Origin of the sequence: Nocardia wallacei (genome assembly GCF_014466955.1) — a bacterium.
GTDB lineage: Bacteria > Actinomycetota > Actinomycetes > Mycobacteriales > Mycobacteriaceae > Nocardia > Nocardia wallacei.
The window spans coordinates 2,850,442-2,869,715 of sequence record NZ_AP023396.1 but is presented as its reverse complement, the minus strand read 5'-3'; the positions used below and the strand labels follow the sequence as shown (position 1 = coordinate 2,869,715).

Here is a 19,274-nt window from a genome sequence, read left to right as displayed (position 1 = left end):
GGGCGTGCGGATATAGCAGGCGGCTACCGTTCGAAATCCCATCGCCACGCGAACGGACACCGACCATGGACGCCATCGACTCCTTCACCCACCTCGGCCTCTATCTGATCGACAAGGACACCGGCGGACCGATCGTCCGGCACCCGGTCTTCGCCGAGGTGGTCGTCCACTACGACCCCGGCTGCGAGCAGAACGGGGAACGAGACGGCGGTGACGACACCCCGGCGGACTGCGAGCGATCGGTGAAGTGGGCCGCGCCGCTCGGCGTGCTCTGGACCGATCACGTCGGCTATATCTCCTACGACCTGACCCGCGTGCCCACGCCCGTGAGCCACCGGCTCGACACCGAGGTCGCGGTGCGCCGGTTCGGACAGGCGGTCCGCCGCGCGGCCGAGGACGGCGACGAGGGCGACGGCGGCTCGCCGGAGCGCATCACCATCCGCGCCCTGCCCTACGGCGCCGCCTCCTGGACCGATGTGCTGGCGCAGGCCCGCTTCACCGACGGCGCGGTGGTCGGGCGGCTCGTCGTGCCGCGACCGGATGTACACCCGCCGCACTACGAGGCGGGTATGGCCTCGATGCAGAACCCCAGCCTCACCGACTGGCAGCTGTCGCCGTCGTCGTTCGCCACCAATCCGACGCAGCTGGTCGGCGAGGACGGTTGCGAGAACCTCTATCCGGCAACACTTTCCCTGCACGAATTCGTCACCCGGCAGGTCGTCCGGCTCAGCGACAACCCGCCCGGGCCCCCGATCCCCACGCCGTACCGGCCCGCCTACATCGACGAGTACAAGGTCACCTGGAGCGCGCTGGGGCATTCGCTCGGCGAGGTCCTCTACAGCCTGCCGCTGGCACCGGGCGAGTCGGTGAAGCTGGCAGTGCTCGACTGGTCCTGGGACAGCCTGGTCAAGCGCGAGGAGAACACCAAGCTCACCGAGGAGATCCTGCATCAGACCCACCGCGACCGCACCATCACCGAAACCGTGCAGGCGGGGCTGCGCGAGATGCAGCACGGCTCCACCTTCATGGGCGGCGTGGCGTCCTCCGCGGGCGGCAGCGGCAGCGGCAACGTCGGCGTGGTCGGACTCGGGGCCGCGGTCGGCAACGCCTGGAGCATGGGCGGGTCCACCGCGACCAGCGACGGCAGCCGCGATCTCACCGCGGAGAACGTACAGGTACTCAGCGACAGCTTCAGTCAGGCGAGTTCCGCCGCGCGCGAGCTGAATTCGACCGTCGTCATCCAGGCGCGGCAGGAGGAGAAGGAGGCCATCCAGACCCGCACCTTCTCCAACTACAACCACGCGCACACGCTGACCATCCTGTACTACGAGGTGCTGCGGCACTACCGGGTCACGGTGCAGTTCATCCGCCGCCGCCCCGCGGTGCTGGTGCAGTACCCGCGGCCGATCACCACGTTCGATGTGACCGAACTGCTGCGCCACCGCGCGGTACTGGAGCCGGTCCTGCTCGACCCGGCCCTCGCCCCCGGCTTCGCGGCCCTGGCCGAACAGGACCAGGTCGCCAAGAATCAAGCGCTGCACGGCATCCCGGCCAGTGCCCTGGACAAGCCGACCCCACAGTTCTGGGAGGGCGACCTCCGCTTCGCGCTGTTCGAGTTCGGCATCAAGACCGCAGAGGGCCTGCGCGACAAGACCGACGAGCTGGTCATGATCAATCTCATTGTGGTGGACGGGAACTCGACCATCACCCGTCCGCTGCTGGTGGAATGGGAGAAGGGCGCCGAGACCGAGAACGCCGACGTGGGTGAGCGTTTCAACGATACGGCGATGGGCTGGTTCATCGCCAAGCCGAAGGCGCCGGTCGGCCCGGTCGCCTGGCGTGACCTGGTCGGCTTCGAATTCGTCCTGCACGACGACGACGAGTGGCGGATGGACCGCCTGGCCATCCGCGGCTTCCATGCCGGAGGCGCGGTGGCCCTGCTCGACGACACCGACGTCGACTACTACTTCCCGCTGAACGGCGCCTCGAACACCGTCACCTTCATCCGCAAGCCGGGTCCGCGCCCGGCCGATCTCCCGCCGACCTGGTCGCCCGCGAAATCGCTCGCGCCCGAGGAGTACCAGGCCGCGCAGCGCCTGATCGACCATGTCAACAGCAACAAGGCGTACTACAACCGGGCGATCATGCTGGCCACCCGGACCGCCGACATCAGCGTCGCCTTCGAGACGATGGCGTGGGCCGACGGCAAGGTGCTGGCCGATGTCGCGATGCCGACCCCGCTCGAGGTGTTCGGCAATCACGTCGCGTACCCGCTCACGGGAGCCGGTGTGGCAGCGGGCGATCCGCCGCCGGAGGCGCAGACCGAGCGGCTGATCACCATGCCCACCCGCGGCGTGTTCGCCGAGGGCAAGCTGGGCCACTGCAATGTCGCCGAGGAGATCGACAACACCCGGTTCTGGAAGTGGGAGGAGCATCCCATCCCGATTCAGGCGCCGGAGATCGCGCCCACCACCCCGACCACCCCGAATCCGACCCCGACCACCCCGACGCCGACGGCGTTCCCGCAATCGCTGGTCAATGTCGTATCACCCAGTGCCGCACCCGATCCCGCGGGCCTGGCCGCCGCGCTGCAGTTGCTCGGCACGCCGAACATCTTCCGCGACATGTCCGGCCGCGCCGAGGTCGCCGATCTGCTGAAGAAGCTGTCGGACAACACCATTTCGATCGCCGAGGCCGCCACCAAGGCCCGCGAGATCCAAGCCAAGTACGGCGGCTCGGCGAGCCCGAGCGGCGGTACCGGAGCGTCCACCCCGGCCACCGGGCTGGGTTCGGGCCGCACCTCGCCCAGCGATCGCTCGTCCACCACCAACCAGGATCTGCAGGACCTGCAGCATGTGCTGGGCAACGCGCAGGCCAAGAACCTGATCTCGCCGGAGGACGCGAAGTCGGCCTACACCAAGGCCCTGCAGGGCGCCTACGATCCCGAGTTCGTCCGGGTCGGCACGCAGCGGCCCGGCGGAACAACGGTGGCGGTCACCCCGGCCACCGACGCCCAGCTGTCGCAGGCCGCCGCCGTGGAGTTCTTCAACGCCACCGACGTCGACAACTACTTCCTCGACGTCACCGGCAAGACCTTCGCGGGCTGGTTCAGCGCGACGCTGGCCGGGCGCGGCAGCTGGGGCCCGCTGTCGATGTCCATGGACACCGACACCCTGATCCGGTTCGCCGAGACCTGGAACGCCTTCCCGCCGATCCTGGGCACCGATCGCGGCGCGGGCCTGCCCGGCATCTCGCTGCCCGAATTCGCCACGCTGATGGCGAAATTCCTGCACGAAACCGGCGGGCGGCTGGAATTCCGCGGCGCGGAGGGCGTGGGCGGCTACGGCCATCCGGGCCTGTCGTACGCGTTCGACTCGTTCGTCATCCAGCGGCCCGGTGAGAACCCGTTCACCAAGGGCTCATACAACACGCTGAGCGGCAACCACACCGCCTTCACCTGCTTCCACGACCCGATCTATCTGGCCGCGTTCGGCACCCTCGCGCCGACCGCGCAGGCCGTGCGCGATCGCAACGAATGGAAGGGCACCACCTGGCCGGCCGGGGTGCCGACCGACCCGGAGGGCGCGGCGACCGCGTTCCTGCAGGAGGCCGACTTCTACAAGTTCCGCGGACGTGGCGCGATCCAGTCCACCGGCCGGGTGGCCTATCTGCCGATCGTGCAGTTCGTGCGGGCCTACACCGGCGACGACAGCCACATCACCACGGTCAAGCAGCGGTGGCAGTCGCTGGCGACCACCCTCGCCGCACAGGGAGTCGATCTCACCACCGACGACGATTTCGCCACCGCGTCCACCAACGCCGACTGGAACGAGCTGTTCAAGTCCGTCACCATCCAGGCAGTCGCCATCCGGGGCCACAACAACATCCCCGGCAAGCACTACCTGCCCATGTCGAGCAGTCCGGCCGTGCTGCGCGGAACCGCCCGGGGCTCGGCGTATTTCGTGGCCGTCGCGATCGCCGGTAACAATCCGTCGTACGGCAACGACGTGCGCAATCGGATGCTGGAGTTCATCGGCACCCTGTGGCGCACCCCGATGCCACCCCTGGGCGGCGGCACGATAGAGCTGTAGCGCCATCGCGATCGGACGCCCATCCCGCCACCCCGGTGCGGGATGGGCGCACCGATGCCACCGACCCGAAACGGGCCGCGTCGGCGCTCGCATGCCTCATCCTGAAACTCGTCCCGCCGCACCGCTGCCCGACGACGTACTGGAGCCGACATGACCGAGTACCGAATCCCGACCCTCGCCGCCGAACCCGTCGCGCCCCCACAGACGGCGTATCTCGTGGCGAGCGGTGACCTGCGTCCCTCCGCCAACCTCGCGGGCTGGCCGACCCAGCAGCTGCTGGAGAAGTCGCTGCACGACGCGTTCACCGGGCTCGGGTGGACGCTGGTGCGCGCGCACGAGGTGGATGCGGTGAAGGGACACGGGTTCATCGACAGTCAGAGCTACGGCATCGAGGTGTTCCGTTCGGTGCCCAAAGACGCGCCCGTCGTCGTGGCGGAGGCGGTGTGGCAGTACAGCCATCACGTGCTGGCCGGGTTGCGAGCGCACCGCGGCCCCGTCCTCACCGTCGCGAACTTCGACGGCACCTGGCCCGGCCTGGTGGGTCTGCTCGGTCTCAATGCCGGGCTGACGAAGATGGGGCGGGCGTACTCGACGCTCTGGTCCGCGGAGTTCACCGACGAGTTCTTCCTCGGCGGCATCCGGAGCTGGGTCGAGACGGGCACGATCACCCACGACGACTCGCACGTGCGCCCGCTGCCGCCCCTGCCCGCCGGCCCCGCCCGCGATCTCGGTGTGGCGCTGGCGGATCAGTTGCGCACCGAGCAGGCCGTCATCGGCGTGTTCGACGAGGGCTGCATGGGCATGTACAACGCGATCATCGACGACGAACTGCTCAATCCGCTGGGTGTGTACAAGGAACGGTTGTCGCAGAGCGCGCTGTACGCCGAGATGCTGCGGGTGCCCGACGCCGAGGCCGCGGCCGTGCGCCGCTGGCTCGACGACGCGGGCCTGCGCTTCGAGTTCGGCGCCGACGAGGCCACCGAACTGACCGAACACCAGGTGCACGAGCAGCTGAAGATGTACATCGCCGCGCTGCGCATCGCCGACGACTTCGGCTGTGCCGCAATAGGAATCCAGTACCAGCAGGGCCTCAAGGACCTCACCCCGGCCTCCGATCTCGCCGAGGGCCTGCTCAACAATGTCGTGCGCCCGCCGGTGCGCAGCCGCGACGGCAGCCGCGAACTGTACGCCGGTGCGCCGCTGCCGCATTTCAACGAGGCCGACGAGGGCGTCGCGGTCGACGCGCTGGTCACCAACCGGATCTGGACGGCGATGAACCTGGACCCGGCGACGACCCTGCACGACGTACGCTGGGGCGACACCTACATCGTGGACGGCCGCGAGCAATTCGTGTGGGTGTACGAGATCTCCGGCTCGGTGCCCGCCTCGCACCTCGACGGCGGGTACGCGGGGGCGACCAGCCTGCGCCAGGGCCCGGTGTTCTTCCCCGCCGGTGGCGGCACGCTGTCCGGGGTGTCGAAGCCCGGTGAGATCGTGTGGTCGCGGCTCTATATCGCCGGTGCCGCACTACATCTGGATATCGGGCGGGCGACCGTGGTCTCGCTGCCCGCCGAGGAGACCGCGCGCCGCCGTGCCGCGACGAACCCGGAATGGCCCATCGCCCACGTCGTCCTGCACGGCATCACCCGTGATCAGTTCATGGCCCGCCACAAGGCCAATCACGTCCAGATCGCCTACGCCCCGGACGCCGCCACCGCCGACGACGCCCTGCTGGCGAAGGCGGCGATGTTCGACCGGCTGGGCGTCGAGGTGCACCTCTGCGGGGATACCGCCCTGTAATCGGCGTCAGGGTAATCGGGTTCAGGGCAGCACTTGTGGAACAACGCCCGGGTTCGTCGCGCCGACCAGGGCACCGATGACAGTGCCGATGAGGGACCCGGCGGACCCGGTCACCGAGCCGGTCGCCAGGCCGACCGCCGATCCGACGGCCGAACCGATGGAGCCGCCCGCGGAGGCGCCGTTCAGCACCGGATCGGGGATCATGGCGTCGGGATTGGTCGCGACATCCTCGCTCTGCAGCGGAATCCCGGCGACGGGACCGGCGGCCCGGCCGGTGTCGGCGGCGGCGCCGCCGGCGAACACGGCCGCCCCGACCAACGGCGCGGCCACGACCGACACCACACAACTCGCCTTGACCAAGGTGTATCGAAGCATTCTTCCCGACCTTTCCAACCCATTGCGCGATCGCGGGCTCACCACACGTGGTGCGGTCGCCCCCTCGCTCCCCGAGGGTCAGCAAGAATTCGGGCGCCGATGCCCACCCCAAACCATACTGGGGGACAAGCGAACTCGGTGCCGCCGCCGATCACCGGATGGTCACGATCCCGTCCGGCCCATGCCGGGCCTTGACCACGAGGTATGTTTGTGACAAAACTATCTCGCATGGCCGAGACGACCGAATTCGATCCGGCGCGGCTCGCCGCCGTCATCTCGCCGCTGCGCCGGATCCTGCTGTCGACCACCCGCGCGGTCGCGCACCTGCCCGACATTCCGGACGCGCAGATCGAGATCGTGCGCGCGCTGCCGCGCGGCGTGGTCCGCTCCCCCGGCGAACTCGCCGAACTGCTCGGCCTCGGCCGCTCCACCGTCAGCAACCTGCTCACCGTCATGGCCGACCGCGACCTGGTGACCCGCCGCTCCAGCGCGCACGACCAGCGCCGCGTCGAGGTCGCCGCGACGGAGCGCGCGCTCGCCCTGTTCGAACGGTTCGACGCCGCCAGCGCGACGCTGTTGGACTCGGCCGCAACCGAACTCGCCCCCGCCGAGCGCGCCCGGCTCGCCGCCGCCCTGCCCGTGCTCGAGCAGCTGCGCGACATTCTCGACGCCCGGCGGCGGTCCGGGGGCAAGCACCTGGCCCAGTCCCGCGAGGAGGCGCGATGACCACACTGCGGCAGCGGCTGACCCGCGCGCTCGACGCCCGCACTCGCGGGAGCACCGCACTCGGGCCGTATCCCGTGACCGTCGACCGGGACCTGCGCGCACCCATGGACGACGGTGTGGAGCTGCTCGGCGATCTCTACCGCCCCGTCGGCGCCGACGGCACGCTGCCGACCGTCGTCATCCGCGGTCCGTACGGCCGCCGCGGCATTATCGGCGGGACCGCCCGCGCCCTCGCCTACGACGGTTTCACGGTGTTCTTCCAGAGTTGCCGCGGCACCTGGGGTTCGGGCGGCAGATTCATCCCGCAGCTCGACGAGCAGCGCGACGGCATCGCCACCCTGCGCTGGGTCCGCCGTCAGTCCTGGTTCACCGGGCGGCTGGCTACCTTCGGCGAGAGCTACATGGGCTACACGCAGTGGGCCGTCGCCGGAACGATGTGCCGCGCGGACCCCGCCAACGCGCCCGAGGCGCTGATCCTGCAGATCACGATGCCCGATTTCGGCGAAATCACCTGGGACAACGGAGCGTTCGCGCTGCGCAACGCCCTCGGCTGGAGCAATCTCATGGACCGCATGGGCCGTGGCCCGCGCGGTCTGGTCACCCTCCCGTTCGCGAATCGCGCGCTGCGCAAGGCGTTCGACGTGCTGCCGTTGAGCGCGGGCGACAGCGCGGCGGTCGGGCATCCGATCCACTGGTATCAGGACTGGGTCCGCCACGAGCGGCTCACCGACGACTACTGGACCGGGCAATCCCACACCGACTCGGTACCCGACGTCACCGTGCCGGTGCTGATGATCACCGGCTGGTACGACATCTTCACCCCCTGGCAGCTGCGCACCTATCGCCGGCTCGTCGAGGCGGGGAACCCGCCGCGGTTGACCATCGGTCCGTGGGGACATCTGTCCCGCGGCAAAACCGCTCCCGCGCATCGTGATTCGGTCGCCTTCCTGAAGGAGGTGTGCACCGGTTCCGACGCCGGGCGCGCGACGCCGGTGCGCGCTTACCAGACCGGCGCGCGGAGATGGCACGACCTCGAGGTGTGGCCTCCGGCGGGTTCCGCGGCCCGAGAGTGGCTGCTGCACACCGGCGGCGGGCTGGCTACCGCCGTCGGCCCGGCCGGTGTCACCCGCTACACCTACGACCCCGCCGACCCCACACCGGCGGTGGGCGGGCCGAGCCTGACGCCGCACACCTTGCCGATGGACAACGCCGCGCACGAGCGCCGGGCGGACGTCGCGGTCTTCCGCTCCGAACCGCTCGGCGAACCACTCGACGTGGCCGGAGAACCGGTCGCCGCCATACGAATTCGCTCGTCCGCTCCGAGTTACGACGTCTTCGTCCGCCTCACCGACGTCCATCCCGACGGCCGTTCGATCACGGTCTGCGACGGCATCCGCCGCGTCGGCTCGATCGGCACCGCCGCCACCGATCCGCCACCCGACGACGACGGATTCCGAGTGGTCGAGGTGGCACTGTGGCCCACGTTCCATCGCTTCGCCGCCGGTCACCGCGTCGGCGTCCAGGTGAGTTCCGGGGCGCACCCGCGCTACGCCCGCAATCCGGGCACCGGCGAGCCCGCGTTCACGGCCGCCACCACGACACCCGCCCGTCAGGAGATCTCCCACGAGGGCCCGCACGCTTCGCGCATCATCCTGCCGGTGTGGACCCGCTGACGGGGTTCACCAGGTCAATCCCGCGTCGGCGGCGCCGGAGCCGAGGGTGTCGAGACCGAAGGCGTCGACCGGGCCCAGCGCACCCGCGGACCGCAGGCCGCCGTCGAGCGCGGTCCGGGCGCCCCACGCGAGGATCGCGGCGGTGAAGTCGTAGGGGTCGCCGCCGGTCAGGGTGACCGAGGCCAGTACGCGGCCGGCCGCGTCGGAGACGTCGGCGACCATCCATGATCGGGTGCGGGCGCGCGACTCCGGCCCCGGTCCACCGGTCGAGCCCTTGACGACTCGGCTCAACACCCCCTCGGCCAGCCGCCGCACCGGTTCCACCCGTGCGGCGGCGCCGGCGAGCAGCGAGGTGAGCTGCAGGCCGCGCGCCGCCACCGCGGGCAGCCCGAGGTAGACGTCGACCTCGCGCAACCGCGGATAGGCCCGCGGCAGCGCCAGGTGTTCCGAGCCCGGCAACGACACACCCGTGCGAGGCCGTCCGGCGACGTCGAAGGTCCGGGTGCGCGCACTCGACCGGTCGGGCACGATGCGGCCGTCGCGCAGGGCGAAGCCGGATTCGAACAGCATGCCCGCGATGGACGCCCGCGTGCCGCCGCTGGTGCCCGGACCGGCGACGAAGTAGCCGATGTCCGCGCGGACCGCGTCCGGGGCCTGCCGCAGCGCCAGCCCGGCGGCCAAATTCCCTGGCACGTAATCGAATCCGAAGGCCGACAGCAGCGCCACGCCCGCCCGGCGCGCCGCGTCGTCGTGGTCGAACACCGTGCGGATGAAGGGGCCTTCCCCCGTGGAGTCGAAGTAGTGCGCGCCCGCGTCCAGTGCCGCCGCCAGGGCGGGGCCGCCGTAGCGCAGGAAGGGCCCGACCGTCGTCACCAGCACGTCGCCCCGGCTCAGCAGCGCCCGCACCGAGGCCGGGTCGGCGACGTCGGCCACCGCGGTCTCCGCACCACCGATCTCCGCGGCCAGTTTCGCCACCGTCGCGGCGTTGCGCGCCGCCAGCACGGGCGCGGTCCCGCGCCGGACCAGTTCGCGCGCGATCAGGCGTCCGGTGTACCCGGTAGCGCCGAACACCACGATCTTCGGCATCGCAGTCACCTTCTCCTCGTCGGTCGCGTACCCGGCGACGCACGCCGGGTGAGGTCATGAGACAAGCATGCCCTCACTCTCCCACACTCGCAGTGCCGTGCCGCCCGGCAGCACGCCGAGGCGCCCGCTGCCCCGCCGCCGCCCCTGCGCCGCCAATGCTCTATTCCCGTGTGGCGCAACCGAACCCACACCTCATACGCTGGAGAACCGAGTCCGAGGGAGTTGCCGATGAAGCGCCTGTTGTTCCTGCTGATGGCCATCATCATCGCCCTGTCGACCCTCGATTACAGCCAGTCCGCGGGCCATTACGGAATCCTCATAGCCGGAGGCGTCGTCGCCCTCCTCCTCCTGGCCGACAAACTCATCGAATAGTCGGGGCTCGTCGAATCGGTTCCGGCACAGCGGCTTCCGGAGAATCACTCCGTGTCGTCCCGCGGCGACGGCACGTCCCGACCGGCGATTGTGGTGCGCAGGGTCTCGATCCACCACTCGAGCGTGCGATCGCGCGCGGCGGCATCCAGCCCGACGCTGCGCCGGAATTCGTCGCCGAACAACGGCTCCATCGCGACGGCCTGGTGCAAGGCGGCCAGTGTCAGCTGAACGGCCGAACGGTCCGGCGGCGTGCGCCCGGTAACCGCGCTGTACCGCTCGGCCTGAGCCTGTAACCGGTCCACGACCTCATCGAGTAGCCCGCCGCCGGTGTCTCGCCATCCGGACCGGTGCAATGCCAGTGCCAGTTCGGCGTATCCGCCGGCGTAGAGGGCGTGCAACGCGTGCACCAGTTCGGCGGGATCGATCGGACGGTCGGGCCATCTGCTCACCACGGCGTGCAGTTCGGCCTGCAACGTTGCCCCGCCGAATCGCAGCAACGCCTCCAGCAGCTGCTCACGAGTGCCGAAGTGATGGTTGATCGCGGCATCGGACACCCCGACCTCGGCGGCGACGGCGCGCACCTGCACGGCGGCGGGACCGCCGGCCGCGAGCAGCCTGCTCGCCGCTTCCAGGATCAGCCGCTTGGCGTCATCGGGTTTGCGCCGAATTCGGGTAGCCACCGGGAAATTATACCTTGACTGATCAAAGTAGCGGCCTTACCTTGGTTGCTCAAGGTAAAGGAGGTGTGTCGTGTACGGACAAGCCACGGCTCCGGCGATGGCGGATCTGGCGGCGGCGCTGGGCGTCGCAATCCACGACCCGTCGCCCCCGCGCGCGATCGGCTACCGCCGCGCGGGCTGCTGCCTGCGCGGATACGACTGGGGCGGAACAGGTCCCCCCGTACTCATGCTCCACGGTGGCGGATTGACCGCGCACACTTGGGATTTCGTCTGTCTCGGCCTGCGCGACGCCGTCCGGTCCATCGCATTGGACCTACGCGGACACGGTGACAGCGATTGGTCCGACGACTATCGCATCGACGCCATGGCCGCCGACGTCGTCGCCGCGGCCGACCATCTGCGCCTGGATCGGTTCGGGCTGGTCGGAATGTCGCTCGGCGGCGTGGTCGCGGCCCGCGTCGCCGAGAACCGGCCGGACCGCGTGGAGCGGCTGGCGCTCATCGATGTCGCACCCGGCGTGGACTTCGAAAGCACCCGGCGCATGCGGGAATTCATCGCCGGGCTCGCCCCGGTGCGGGACCTCGAGACGGTGGTGCAGGCCGCGCTGCGGGTCAATCCACGCGCCCACCGCGCGACGGTCGCCTACCGCGTGAGCACGCTGTTCCGGCCTGCGCCACCGGGCTTCTGGGCACCGAAGGCCGACCCGGCCCCACCCCGCTTCCCCGCCATCCTCGCCGCCATGGACCGGCTGCCGGTGCAGCTCACCGGAACGCAGGTACTGCTGATCCGCGGTGGGCGCAGCAAGGTCTTGACCCACGCCGCCGCCGCACGCCTGGTCGAGCAGCTTCCGGCCGGGAAACTCGTGATGATTGCGAACGCGGGCCACAACGTCCAGGAGGACAACCCCGCCGCACTGGTCACCGCATTACGCCCGTTCCTGACACGCTGACCATGCCGCTCCCGGATACAGCCGCCGAACCTCATCCCGGGTGGGTGATGACGCGTTCGCTGTGACTGCGCAGACTGCCACCTGTTCGGCTCGCCTCGGCACGGAAGGATCGCGATGGACAGGACGGCGAAACCCTCGGTTGCTTCGCGTATGTCGGCGGGGCAGTGGCTGGCCGTCGTGTTGACGGTGCTGGCGGTGGTGTTCATCGTCGAGAATCGGAATCGGGTCGAGATCGAGTTTCTGTTGATCACGATTCGGTCGCCGATGTGGTTGGTGTTGCTGGTGATGTTCGCGGTGGGCTGGCTCGCGGGCATGCTGGTTCGGCGCGTGCGGCGCTGACCGGGGCGGGTCAGGTCAGGTGGAGGAGGCCGCGCAGGGTGAACAGCGCGCCGAATCCGAACAGCACAGCCATCGACACGCCGCGATTGTTGCGGATCATCCAGGCTTCGGCGTGGGTTGAGCACCGCGAATGCCAGTCCGACGACGAAAGACTTTGCCGGACCGGCCGTCCGGAGTTCGCGCAGCCACTTGGGGCTGCCGGGGGTGGTGTTGCGGGATCGGGTCGCCAACCAGGCTCCGGCGGCCAGAAACAGCAGTCCCACGGCCAGCCCCGCGGCGGAGGAGGTGTGTTTCGACGCGGAGCCGGGCGCGGAAGCGCCGCCGAGCAGCGCCGACCCCGCGATCAGGGTGTAGGTCAGCAGAAACGCACTGCCGAATGCGACGGGATTGCGCACCGGGCGCGCCGAATGGAGCAGCAGAATGCAACCGGCGATCGCGCCCGGCGTGATCACCAGCCCGGCCATTTCCGGCAGCAATTGCACGAACAACGCACCCATGTCGACTCCTCGTATCGCAGTACCCGGCTGCTCAGCTGCCCTCCCCCGGCAGGTCGGCGACGGCCGCGGCGACGGTCGGGTAGACGCCGATCGGCGTGCCGTCCTGCGCCGCTCCCAGTGCGTCGCCGAATTGGCCGATGGAGCGGGCGATTCGGAATTCGATGCCGCCGCGGGCGAGGGTGTCGCGCAGATCGGCGAGCACGGCCGCGGCGGTGACGTCGATGGTCGGCGAGGTCTCGGCATCGAGGACGACCAGCGCGGTGCGCGCGGTACACAGGTGCTCGATGCGGTCGCGGACGTGGTCGGCGTTGGCGAAGTACAGCCCGGACTCGACGCGGACCACGAGCAGGTCGGGACGTTGCCGCAGGTCCGGGTGCCGGTCGGCGTCCAGCCACAGCGTGCCCTGTTTCACCAGCGGGGCGACGTGCGGCCGGGAGGTGCGATAGACCAGCAGCAGCATCGAGATGCCGATGCCGATCAGCAGACCCGGCAGGGTGTCGAACAGCAGCACACCGGCCATGGCCGCCAGCGCGGCCAGGAAATCGGCGCGTGCCGACCGCCCGTAGATGGCGCCCAGCCGCTCGGTCCACACCCGGTACAGCCGCCGCAGCGCGCCGATGTCGACCAGTTCGATGACCGCGGCGATGACCACACCCGCGAGCGTCGCCTCGGGCAGCTGCTCGAACAGCCCGGTGAGCAGCAGCAGGGTCAGCACCGTCAACGCCGCCACGACCAGGCCGCTGACCTGGGTCTTGGCTCCTGCCGAGCCGTTGACGGCGGTCTTGGACAGGCTACCGTTGACAACCATGCCGGAGGCCAGTCCGGACCCGAGGTTGGCGGCGCCGAGCCCGAGCAGTTCCCGATTGGCGTCCACGTGGTAACCCGCCTTGGCCGCATAGGTTTTCGCCGCGCCCAGGCCCTCGGCGAATCCGATCAGCAGCACGCCGACGGCCGGGCCGAGGAGTTCGAGACAGTCGTGGAAGCCGACGCCACCGGGCAGGCCGACCGAGGGCAGCCCGCATCGATGTGCCCGACGATGTCGACGCCCTTGTCGTCCAGCCCGAACACCCCGACCGCCGCGATGCCCAGCAGCACCGCCAGCAGCGAACCGGGCACCAGGGGCAGCCACCGTTTCAGCCCCAGCACCACCGCCAGGCTCAACCCGCCGAGAACGGCTGTGCGCCATTGTGTTCGGCCCAGATCCGACAGCATGCCCCAGGCTTGCTCGAAGAAGTTGCCCGCATGTTTATCGATGCCGAGCAGCTTGGGTATCTGTCCGATGATGATGGTGAACGCCAGCCCGACGATGAAACCTTTGAGCACCGGTTCGGAGATGAACGCGGCCACGAAACCGAGCCGGGCCAGTCCGGCCAGCAACCCGACCACTCCGGTCGCCAGCGCGAGCACGGTCGACAGGGCGAGGTAGCGGCCGCCGTCGGCACCGGCCAGTGGTGTCACGATCGCCGCCGAGAGTGCCGCTGTGGCCGACATCGGCCCCACCACCAGGTGCCGCGAACTGCCCGCCAGCGCGTACAGGACCAGCGCCGGGACGGCCGCGTAGAGCCCGGTGACCGGCGGCACCCCGGCGATCGAGGCGTAGGCCAGCGCTTCCGGCACCAGTACCGCCCACACCGTCAGCCCCGCAAGGACATCGGGGCGCAACCAGCCACGCCGATAGCCGCGTAGCGAGGGGAAGATCGGCCAGGAGGTCGTCATCGAATCCGCCACCCGCCCGACGCCGCACCCGCCGCCGAAGTCCGTGCCGAACACCGCCGGGCCCGGTGGCGCGATGGCCGACGCCACACCGCCACCGTGCTGCGACCGGGTACGCACCCGCCCGGCGGCGCGTGGCGGGATCGGGGGGATACCGGCATGCTCGCGGCACGGGGATTCGGCGTAGTCACCGCGGACACCGCTGGCGCCGGCGGTTCACCGATGGCTGTGCCCATGGGCGAGAGGTTATGGGCGTAGGGGCCGCAGCTCGTCACACCGTCAGGGTGAAACCGTCTCGGGTCCCCGTCGTCACACGGCGGGGTTCACCCGAATCGGCACCGACGGCCCGGCGACCCCGGCCGCGGTCACGCGCAGGCGATATTCAGCTCCGTGGTGTACGGGTCGAGATCGGTGACCGAGTCGTCCACCAGCGCGGCGGCGTAGGCGGAAATGGCGTCCTTCTCCGCACCCTCCGCCATCTCGGCCAGCCCGTTCAGCCTGCCCGACAAGGCCGTCGCCGTCTCCGCGTCCATCGTGCCGCCGCTGGTGTCGATCGCGACGTTGATCAGCTCGATGGCCTTGGCGCAGTGCGGGGACTGGGCCTGCGCGGGGCCGGCCGGCAGGAAGAGCAGCGCGGCGGCAGCACAGAGCGCAGCGGCGAAGGACGTCGACTTGATCATGATTTCCTCTCGAGAGTTGGCATGATCATAATGCGGCGGGCCGAAACTCGGCGGTCGAGTCGGGTCAGCCTCGGCACGGTGTGGCGCTGTCGGCGCCGATCGGCAGGTCGTCGAGTTCGGCCCGGGTGAAGTCGCGGTCGCTGATCGCACACAGGCGAGCGAATGCGTTCTCCCGATGCAGGGCGATGGTGGCCGGTCCGTCCTGCGTCATCATCAACACGGTGTCCGCGGTTACCCCGACCCGTAGTCCGGGGCCGGGCGGATGGAACTCGAACAGCCGCCCTCGCCCGGCGTCCCACAGCTCGATGGAATCCGATTTCACCGCCACTATCAGTCCGTCCACCGTGGCACCCCGCGCCGTGGCCATATTGGGGACCGGATGGGTCGGGGTCGATATCTCCCCGGTGTCCATGTTCCAGAGCCGCCCGCCGAGATAAACCTCCGGCTTCCCGGCCGGGAACAGCAACGACTGCACCGGGGTTATCGCGTCCCGGCGCCACCTCCGCAGTCTGCGGCCATCGCGCAGATCCCAGACCGCAAGGCCCTCAGGCGATGTGACGACGACCTGATCGGTCCGGTCGGAGCGCCGGACCGCCTTGCCGATCTCGGCCAGCATACGCAGCTCACCGGCATCCTCGAACACTCGTATCGGATTCCCCAGCAGCACACCGTCACTGGGCCGCCACCGGGTGACGATCCCGGCATGAAACGCCACCACCTCGTCGGGGTCGGTGTCGTTCACCATGAGGTCCTTGCCCGTTCGGGGCACGTCCGCGCCGAGTTCGGCGGGCACCGGCAACGCCATGGTGCGGACCAGCCGGAGATCCTGTGTCTCGTACACCCGCAACTCGTCGGTCTGCCCCACCGCGAACAGGTAGCGGCCGTCGCGGCTGAACGCGAAAGCGATGTCCCCGTCCCCCAGATCGAGTTCGCCCGGCCCGGTGCCGATCACCGCGCGGGACTTGCGGGTCTGATCCGGCCGCAGCTGTATCACGTCGAGTCGTCGTTTGCCCGCCGCCATCGGATACAGCGCCAGGGCGGTGTGGCCGCCGGGCGCCCAGATGATGTTGGTGGGGATCGGCTCCCGGAATTGACTCAGGTCGTCGACCCGGGCTATCGGCCGGTATCGCAGCAGCCCGGTGGGATAGATGACGTCGACCTCGACTCCCTCCGGGGTGGGCCGGATGAAGTACCCGTCCTTCGATGTGGCCGGCAACTGCTGGAACCGGAACACTTCGCCGGATCGGAGGTCGATCACATAGCTCAGACCGAATGCGTCGCCCGCCTCCAGATCGGTCATGACGGCGTAGCGACCGGACCGGTCGGCGCCGACGGTGTCGCAGACAGTGGACGGCACCCGAAGTCGAGTGCGCTCCTCACCGCTCACCGGGTCCGACACCACGAAGTCGGCGGCGGTGTCGGCGGCGGGTTCGACCGTGCACCCGAAGACCGCGTCGGACGAACCGGGTTTGCCGCTGGGCAACGAGCGCACGACAGCGCCGGTCGCTATGTCGCGCACGACATTAGAGGCCCCGGACGCCAGCGACTGTTCCCGGAACCATACGGTCGAACGGTCGACATACCGGGGTATCCAGTCGGTCGGCGTTTGCGAGGAGTACGCCGCGAGACGGGACGGTTGCGGGCCGGATGTGTCGTATACCTCGATCCGGTCGGGCCGATTCGCCCGTGAATTCTCGGCGCGATCGGGGTCGTAGGTGACCACCAGCCGGGACCCGTCCGCCGAGAATTTCCCCATCGTGGAGAAGGCACTGGTCGCACCGTCCGGGGCTCGGACCGCAATGGGCCCCCGGCGGCTGTGCGGCAACCACATGGTGATCTCACCGGAGCCGGTGATCAGCGCGACCCGGCTGCCGTCGGCACTGACCGCACCGGCCGTGATGGTCGTCGATGCGGGAATCGGCAGTGACCAGGGCCGCGGATCACCGGTCAGCACGTCGGTCCAGATCGTCGCCGAACGATCCTTCCCGACCAGCAGGAACACCGTTCCCGCACGGTCGGTGGAGAACACGTCGGGGTCGCCCCAGGGGATCGGCGTCACCGACGCCACCCCCGACCAGGAGACCTGTTGCCGCAGCAACGCCGCCTCGCTCTCCGGGCGGCCCGGCGCGTTGCGCTCCGCGGCTTGCGCGTACTGGAGCGCCTTGATCGGATCACGATCGGCGATCCGGATCGACTCCTGCGCCAAGCTGATCCCGGCCGACAACCGCAACTGCTCGGCGCGCTGCCGGCCGCTGCGGTAGGCCACGACGGCTGTCGTCGCGGCCACCAGCGCCAGCACCGCCACCACGGCGATACCGGCGCGCAAGCGCCGCACCTCCCGCCGCCGCAGCCGACGGCTCGCCTCGAGGTACCGGCGGTCGGCCTGTGGAATGTCCGCGGTGCGGGCGGCGAGCCACTCCTCGGCGGTGGACAGGGCACTGCCACGCAGCAATGCGCCGCTGTCACGCTGTCCCGCTTCCCATTTCAGTCGCTCGTCTTCGAGATGCCGCTGCCAGGAACGGAAGTCGCGGTCCCGCTCGAGCCGCTCGCGCAGTCGCGGCCAGTTGTCGACCAGCGCCTGATGTGCCAGTTCGGCGGTTTCCGTACCGTCGGGCCGGCGGCCCACCACGACGAGCCGGTCGCGCGCCAGACGACCCGCGATATCCCGCAACTCCGGGAAATCCGACAGTGACGCCACCGCCCGCACGAATCCACCGCTCCTGGTCGGCGTCGCCAGCATCAGCAGCAACCGCCACGCCTCGGCCGCACTGCCGGGGTCGGTGAACTGGGCCAGTGCGCGTTCGGCCCGCCGGGTGATCGAACCGCCGGCGCGACCGGCGCGCTCGTAGTCGGCAAGGGCCAGCCGGCCGCCGCCGCGGTGCTCCCACAATTCGGTGAGCATCGATTCCAGCAGCGGCAGTCCGCCCGGTTCCGAGACGGTGTCCTCGACCAGGCGCTCCACCAGATCCGCGTCGACTTCGACTCCCGGGGCATGACCGGCCGGGCCGCGAATCACCTCCCGCAGCTGCGCACGGCCCATCGGCGCCAGTGCGACCGTCGCCCCGTCGAGCAGCCGCGCGAGTTCGTCGTCCACCAGTTCGTTCAGTGCCTCCCAGCGCAGGGTCAGCACCACCCGGACTCGTTTGCCCGCCCGATCCGCCGCCTCGGTGAATTCGACCAGCCACCGCAGCACCGCCCGAGCGCGTTCGGGCGCGGTGGCGGCCAGGTCCTCGAACTGATCCGGGAACACCACCAGTCCCTGCGGGGGAACGCGGACGACGAGATCGGCGACCGACTCCGATGATGTATCAGGGTGCGACACACCATGTTCGATGATTTCCGCCACTGCCATGGACAGGCCGTCTTGCCGATCGGCAGGTGTTGTCGAAGCACTCGGCGCCGCGCCTGCCGGAGCCGGATCACCGGCGAGGCGGAGTGCCGCGATGTGCAGGCCCTGTTCCCGCAATCGCGGAATGACGCCCGCGCTCACCAGTGACGACTTTCCCGTGCCGGACGGCCCTGCCACGGCGACGACCGCCCGCCGCGCGGCAGCGGCGAGTACCCGCTCGATATCGGCGTCGCGTCCGTAGAACAGATGCGCGTCGTGCTCATCGAAACGCTCCAGCCCGCGATACGGATTGGGCAACAGCGTCGGATCGGTCCCGAGCACTTCGGCGATCGGAATCATGAAGGCGGTGCGCGTATAGCGGCGGCGATCCGACGCCACCGCCATGCCCACCACCGCCGCGGAACTCGAATCCCACACCGCCGCACCGCTGAATCCGGCCGTGATCGGCTGGCCACCGGTCGCCGCCTGCAATTGCAGCCAGCCACTGCCCTGCGGGGCGCGGAATTCACCAGAGACCCAGACGCCGTCGTCGTGCTCCTCGGGAAATCCGAGCATCCGGAATTCCCGGCCCCAGGGTTCGTCGGCACGCCAGAACGGCGGTGCCGCAGGGGAACCGGCCGCCGCGACGTCCAGTACCGCGATGTCACCACCCCCGGCCGCGTCGATCGGCACCCACCGTCGTACCCGTGCGATCGAACGCTTTCCGGAGCGCAACAAGGGGAAGTCGATTTCGATCGGCCCGGCCGGTATCCGCTCGTCCTCCGGGTCGGCGCCGTTCGCGTCGGCGATCACATGAGCGCAGGTCGCGACCAATCCCGGACCGACGACGAACCCGGCCCCGACGACCTCTCCGGACACCGAGAACACCCGCACAGCCGTGGCGCCCGGACGCCCGGCCCCAGCGTTCCCCGATTCCATTTTCCGTCCTCTCGCTGATTTCCCAC

General features: G+C 69.8%; 12 protein-coding genes and 2 pseudogenes. 7 read left to right on the top strand and 7 right to left on the bottom strand.

Translation table 11 applies throughout. The features are described 5' to 3' along the window. Positions 1 to 65: 65 nt before the first annotated feature. Positions 66 to 4,091 carry a hypothetical protein gene (locus NWFMUON74_RS13050; RefSeq protein ID WP_187688062.1) on the top strand — a complete coding sequence of 1,342 codons (4,026 nt, stop codon included), beginning with the start codon at positions 66 to 68 and terminating at the stop codon, positions 4,089 to 4,091. Positions 4,092 to 4,241: 150 nt separating this feature from the next. Continuing rightward, positions 4,242 to 5,891: a fucose isomerase gene (locus NWFMUON74_RS13045; protein WP_187688061.1), complete on the top strand. Its 1,650-nt coding sequence runs from the start codon at positions 4,242 to 4,244 to the stop codon at positions 5,889 to 5,891. Between the two features lie 21 nt (positions 5,892 to 5,912). Here the strand turns inward: NWFMUON74_RS13045 and NWFMUON74_RS13040 are convergent, their stop codons facing one another. Then, positions 5,913 to 6,266: a glycine zipper domain-containing protein gene (locus tag NWFMUON74_RS13040; protein WP_187688060.1), complete on the bottom strand. Its 354-nt coding sequence runs from the start codon at positions 6,264 to 6,266 to the stop codon at positions 5,913 to 5,915. Between the two features lie 228 nt (positions 6,267 to 6,494). Between NWFMUON74_RS13040 and NWFMUON74_RS13035 the strand changes: the two genes are divergently transcribed. Beyond that, positions 6,495 to 6,992 carry a MarR family winged helix-turn-helix transcriptional regulator gene (locus NWFMUON74_RS13035; protein ID WP_187688059.1) on the top strand — a complete coding sequence of 166 codons (498 nt, stop codon included), beginning with the start codon at positions 6,495 to 6,497 and terminating at the stop codon, positions 6,990 to 6,992. Continuing rightward, the gene (locus NWFMUON74_RS13030; RefSeq protein ID WP_187688058.1) at positions 6,989 to 8,665 is read left to right on the top strand and encodes a CocE/NonD family hydrolase; all 1,677 of its coding nucleotides are present in this window, start codon (positions 6,989 to 6,991) and stop codon (positions 8,663 to 8,665) included. Before NWFMUON74_RS13035 ends, NWFMUON74_RS13030 begins: the two co-directional genes overlap by 4 nt. 6 nt (positions 8,666 to 8,671) lie before the next feature. Here the strand turns inward: NWFMUON74_RS13030 and NWFMUON74_RS13025 are convergent, their stop codons facing one another. Continuing rightward, positions 8,672 to 9,751 (bottom strand): saccharopine dehydrogenase family protein, encoded by a 1,080-nt coding sequence (locus NWFMUON74_RS13025; RefSeq protein WP_187688057.1) that lies wholly within the window; start codon positions 9,749 to 9,751, stop codon positions 8,672 to 8,674. Between the two features lie 228 nt (positions 9,752 to 9,979). Between NWFMUON74_RS13025 and NWFMUON74_RS13020 the strand changes: the two genes are divergently transcribed. Next, positions 9,980 to 10,123 carry a hypothetical protein gene (locus NWFMUON74_RS13020; protein ID WP_187688056.1) on the top strand — a complete coding sequence of 48 codons (144 nt, stop codon included), beginning with the start codon at positions 9,980 to 9,982 and terminating at the stop codon, positions 10,121 to 10,123. Between the two features lie 44 nt (positions 10,124 to 10,167). Here the strand turns inward: NWFMUON74_RS13020 and NWFMUON74_RS13015 are convergent, their stop codons facing one another. After that, complete coding sequence (locus NWFMUON74_RS13015) at positions 10,168 to 10,803, bottom strand: TetR/AcrR family transcriptional regulator (protein WP_187688055.1); 636 nt, start codon at positions 10,801 to 10,803, stop codon at positions 10,168 to 10,170. A 70-nt stretch (positions 10,804 to 10,873) separates the two neighbouring features. On the opposite strand from NWFMUON74_RS13015, the gene NWFMUON74_RS13010 reads away from it, so the two are divergent. Both NWFMUON74_RS13010 and NWFMUON74_RS13005 read left to right on the top strand, forming a co-directional pair. Beyond that, complete coding sequence (locus NWFMUON74_RS13010; RefSeq protein ID WP_187688054.1) at positions 10,874 to 11,752, top strand: alpha/beta fold hydrolase; 879 nt, start codon at positions 10,874 to 10,876, stop codon at positions 11,750 to 11,752. Positions 11,753 to 11,866: 114 nt separating this feature from the next. Then, positions 11,867 to 12,091 carry a LapA family protein gene (locus tag NWFMUON74_RS13005; protein ID WP_232111000.1) on the top strand — a complete coding sequence of 75 codons (225 nt, stop codon included), beginning with the start codon at positions 11,867 to 11,869 and terminating at the stop codon, positions 12,089 to 12,091. Between the two features lie 164 nt (positions 12,092 to 12,255). On the opposite strand, the pseudogene NWFMUON74_RS36055 reads toward NWFMUON74_RS13005, so the two are convergent. The 4 genes and pseudogenes from NWFMUON74_RS36055 to NWFMUON74_RS12985 form a co-directional block, all read right to left on the bottom strand. Continuing rightward, a pseudogene (locus NWFMUON74_RS36055) lies at positions 12,256 to 12,555 on the bottom strand (GAP family protein); the annotation flags it as partial. A 64-nt stretch (positions 12,556 to 12,619) separates the two neighbouring features. Further along, positions 12,620 to 14,304: pseudogene (locus NWFMUON74_RS12995) on the bottom strand (SulP family inorganic anion transporter). 362 nt (positions 14,305 to 14,666) lie between these two features. Further along, positions 14,667 to 14,981 carry a hypothetical protein gene (locus NWFMUON74_RS12990; RefSeq protein ID WP_187688053.1) on the bottom strand — a complete coding sequence of 105 codons (315 nt, stop codon included), beginning with the start codon at positions 14,979 to 14,981 and terminating at the stop codon, positions 14,667 to 14,669. Between the two features lie 64 nt (positions 14,982 to 15,045). Next, entirely contained in the window at positions 15,046 to 19,248 is a 4,203-nt protein-coding gene (locus NWFMUON74_RS12985) for a S1 family peptidase (protein WP_187688052.1), read from the bottom strand. Between the last annotated feature and the right edge of the window lie 26 nt (positions 19,249 to 19,274).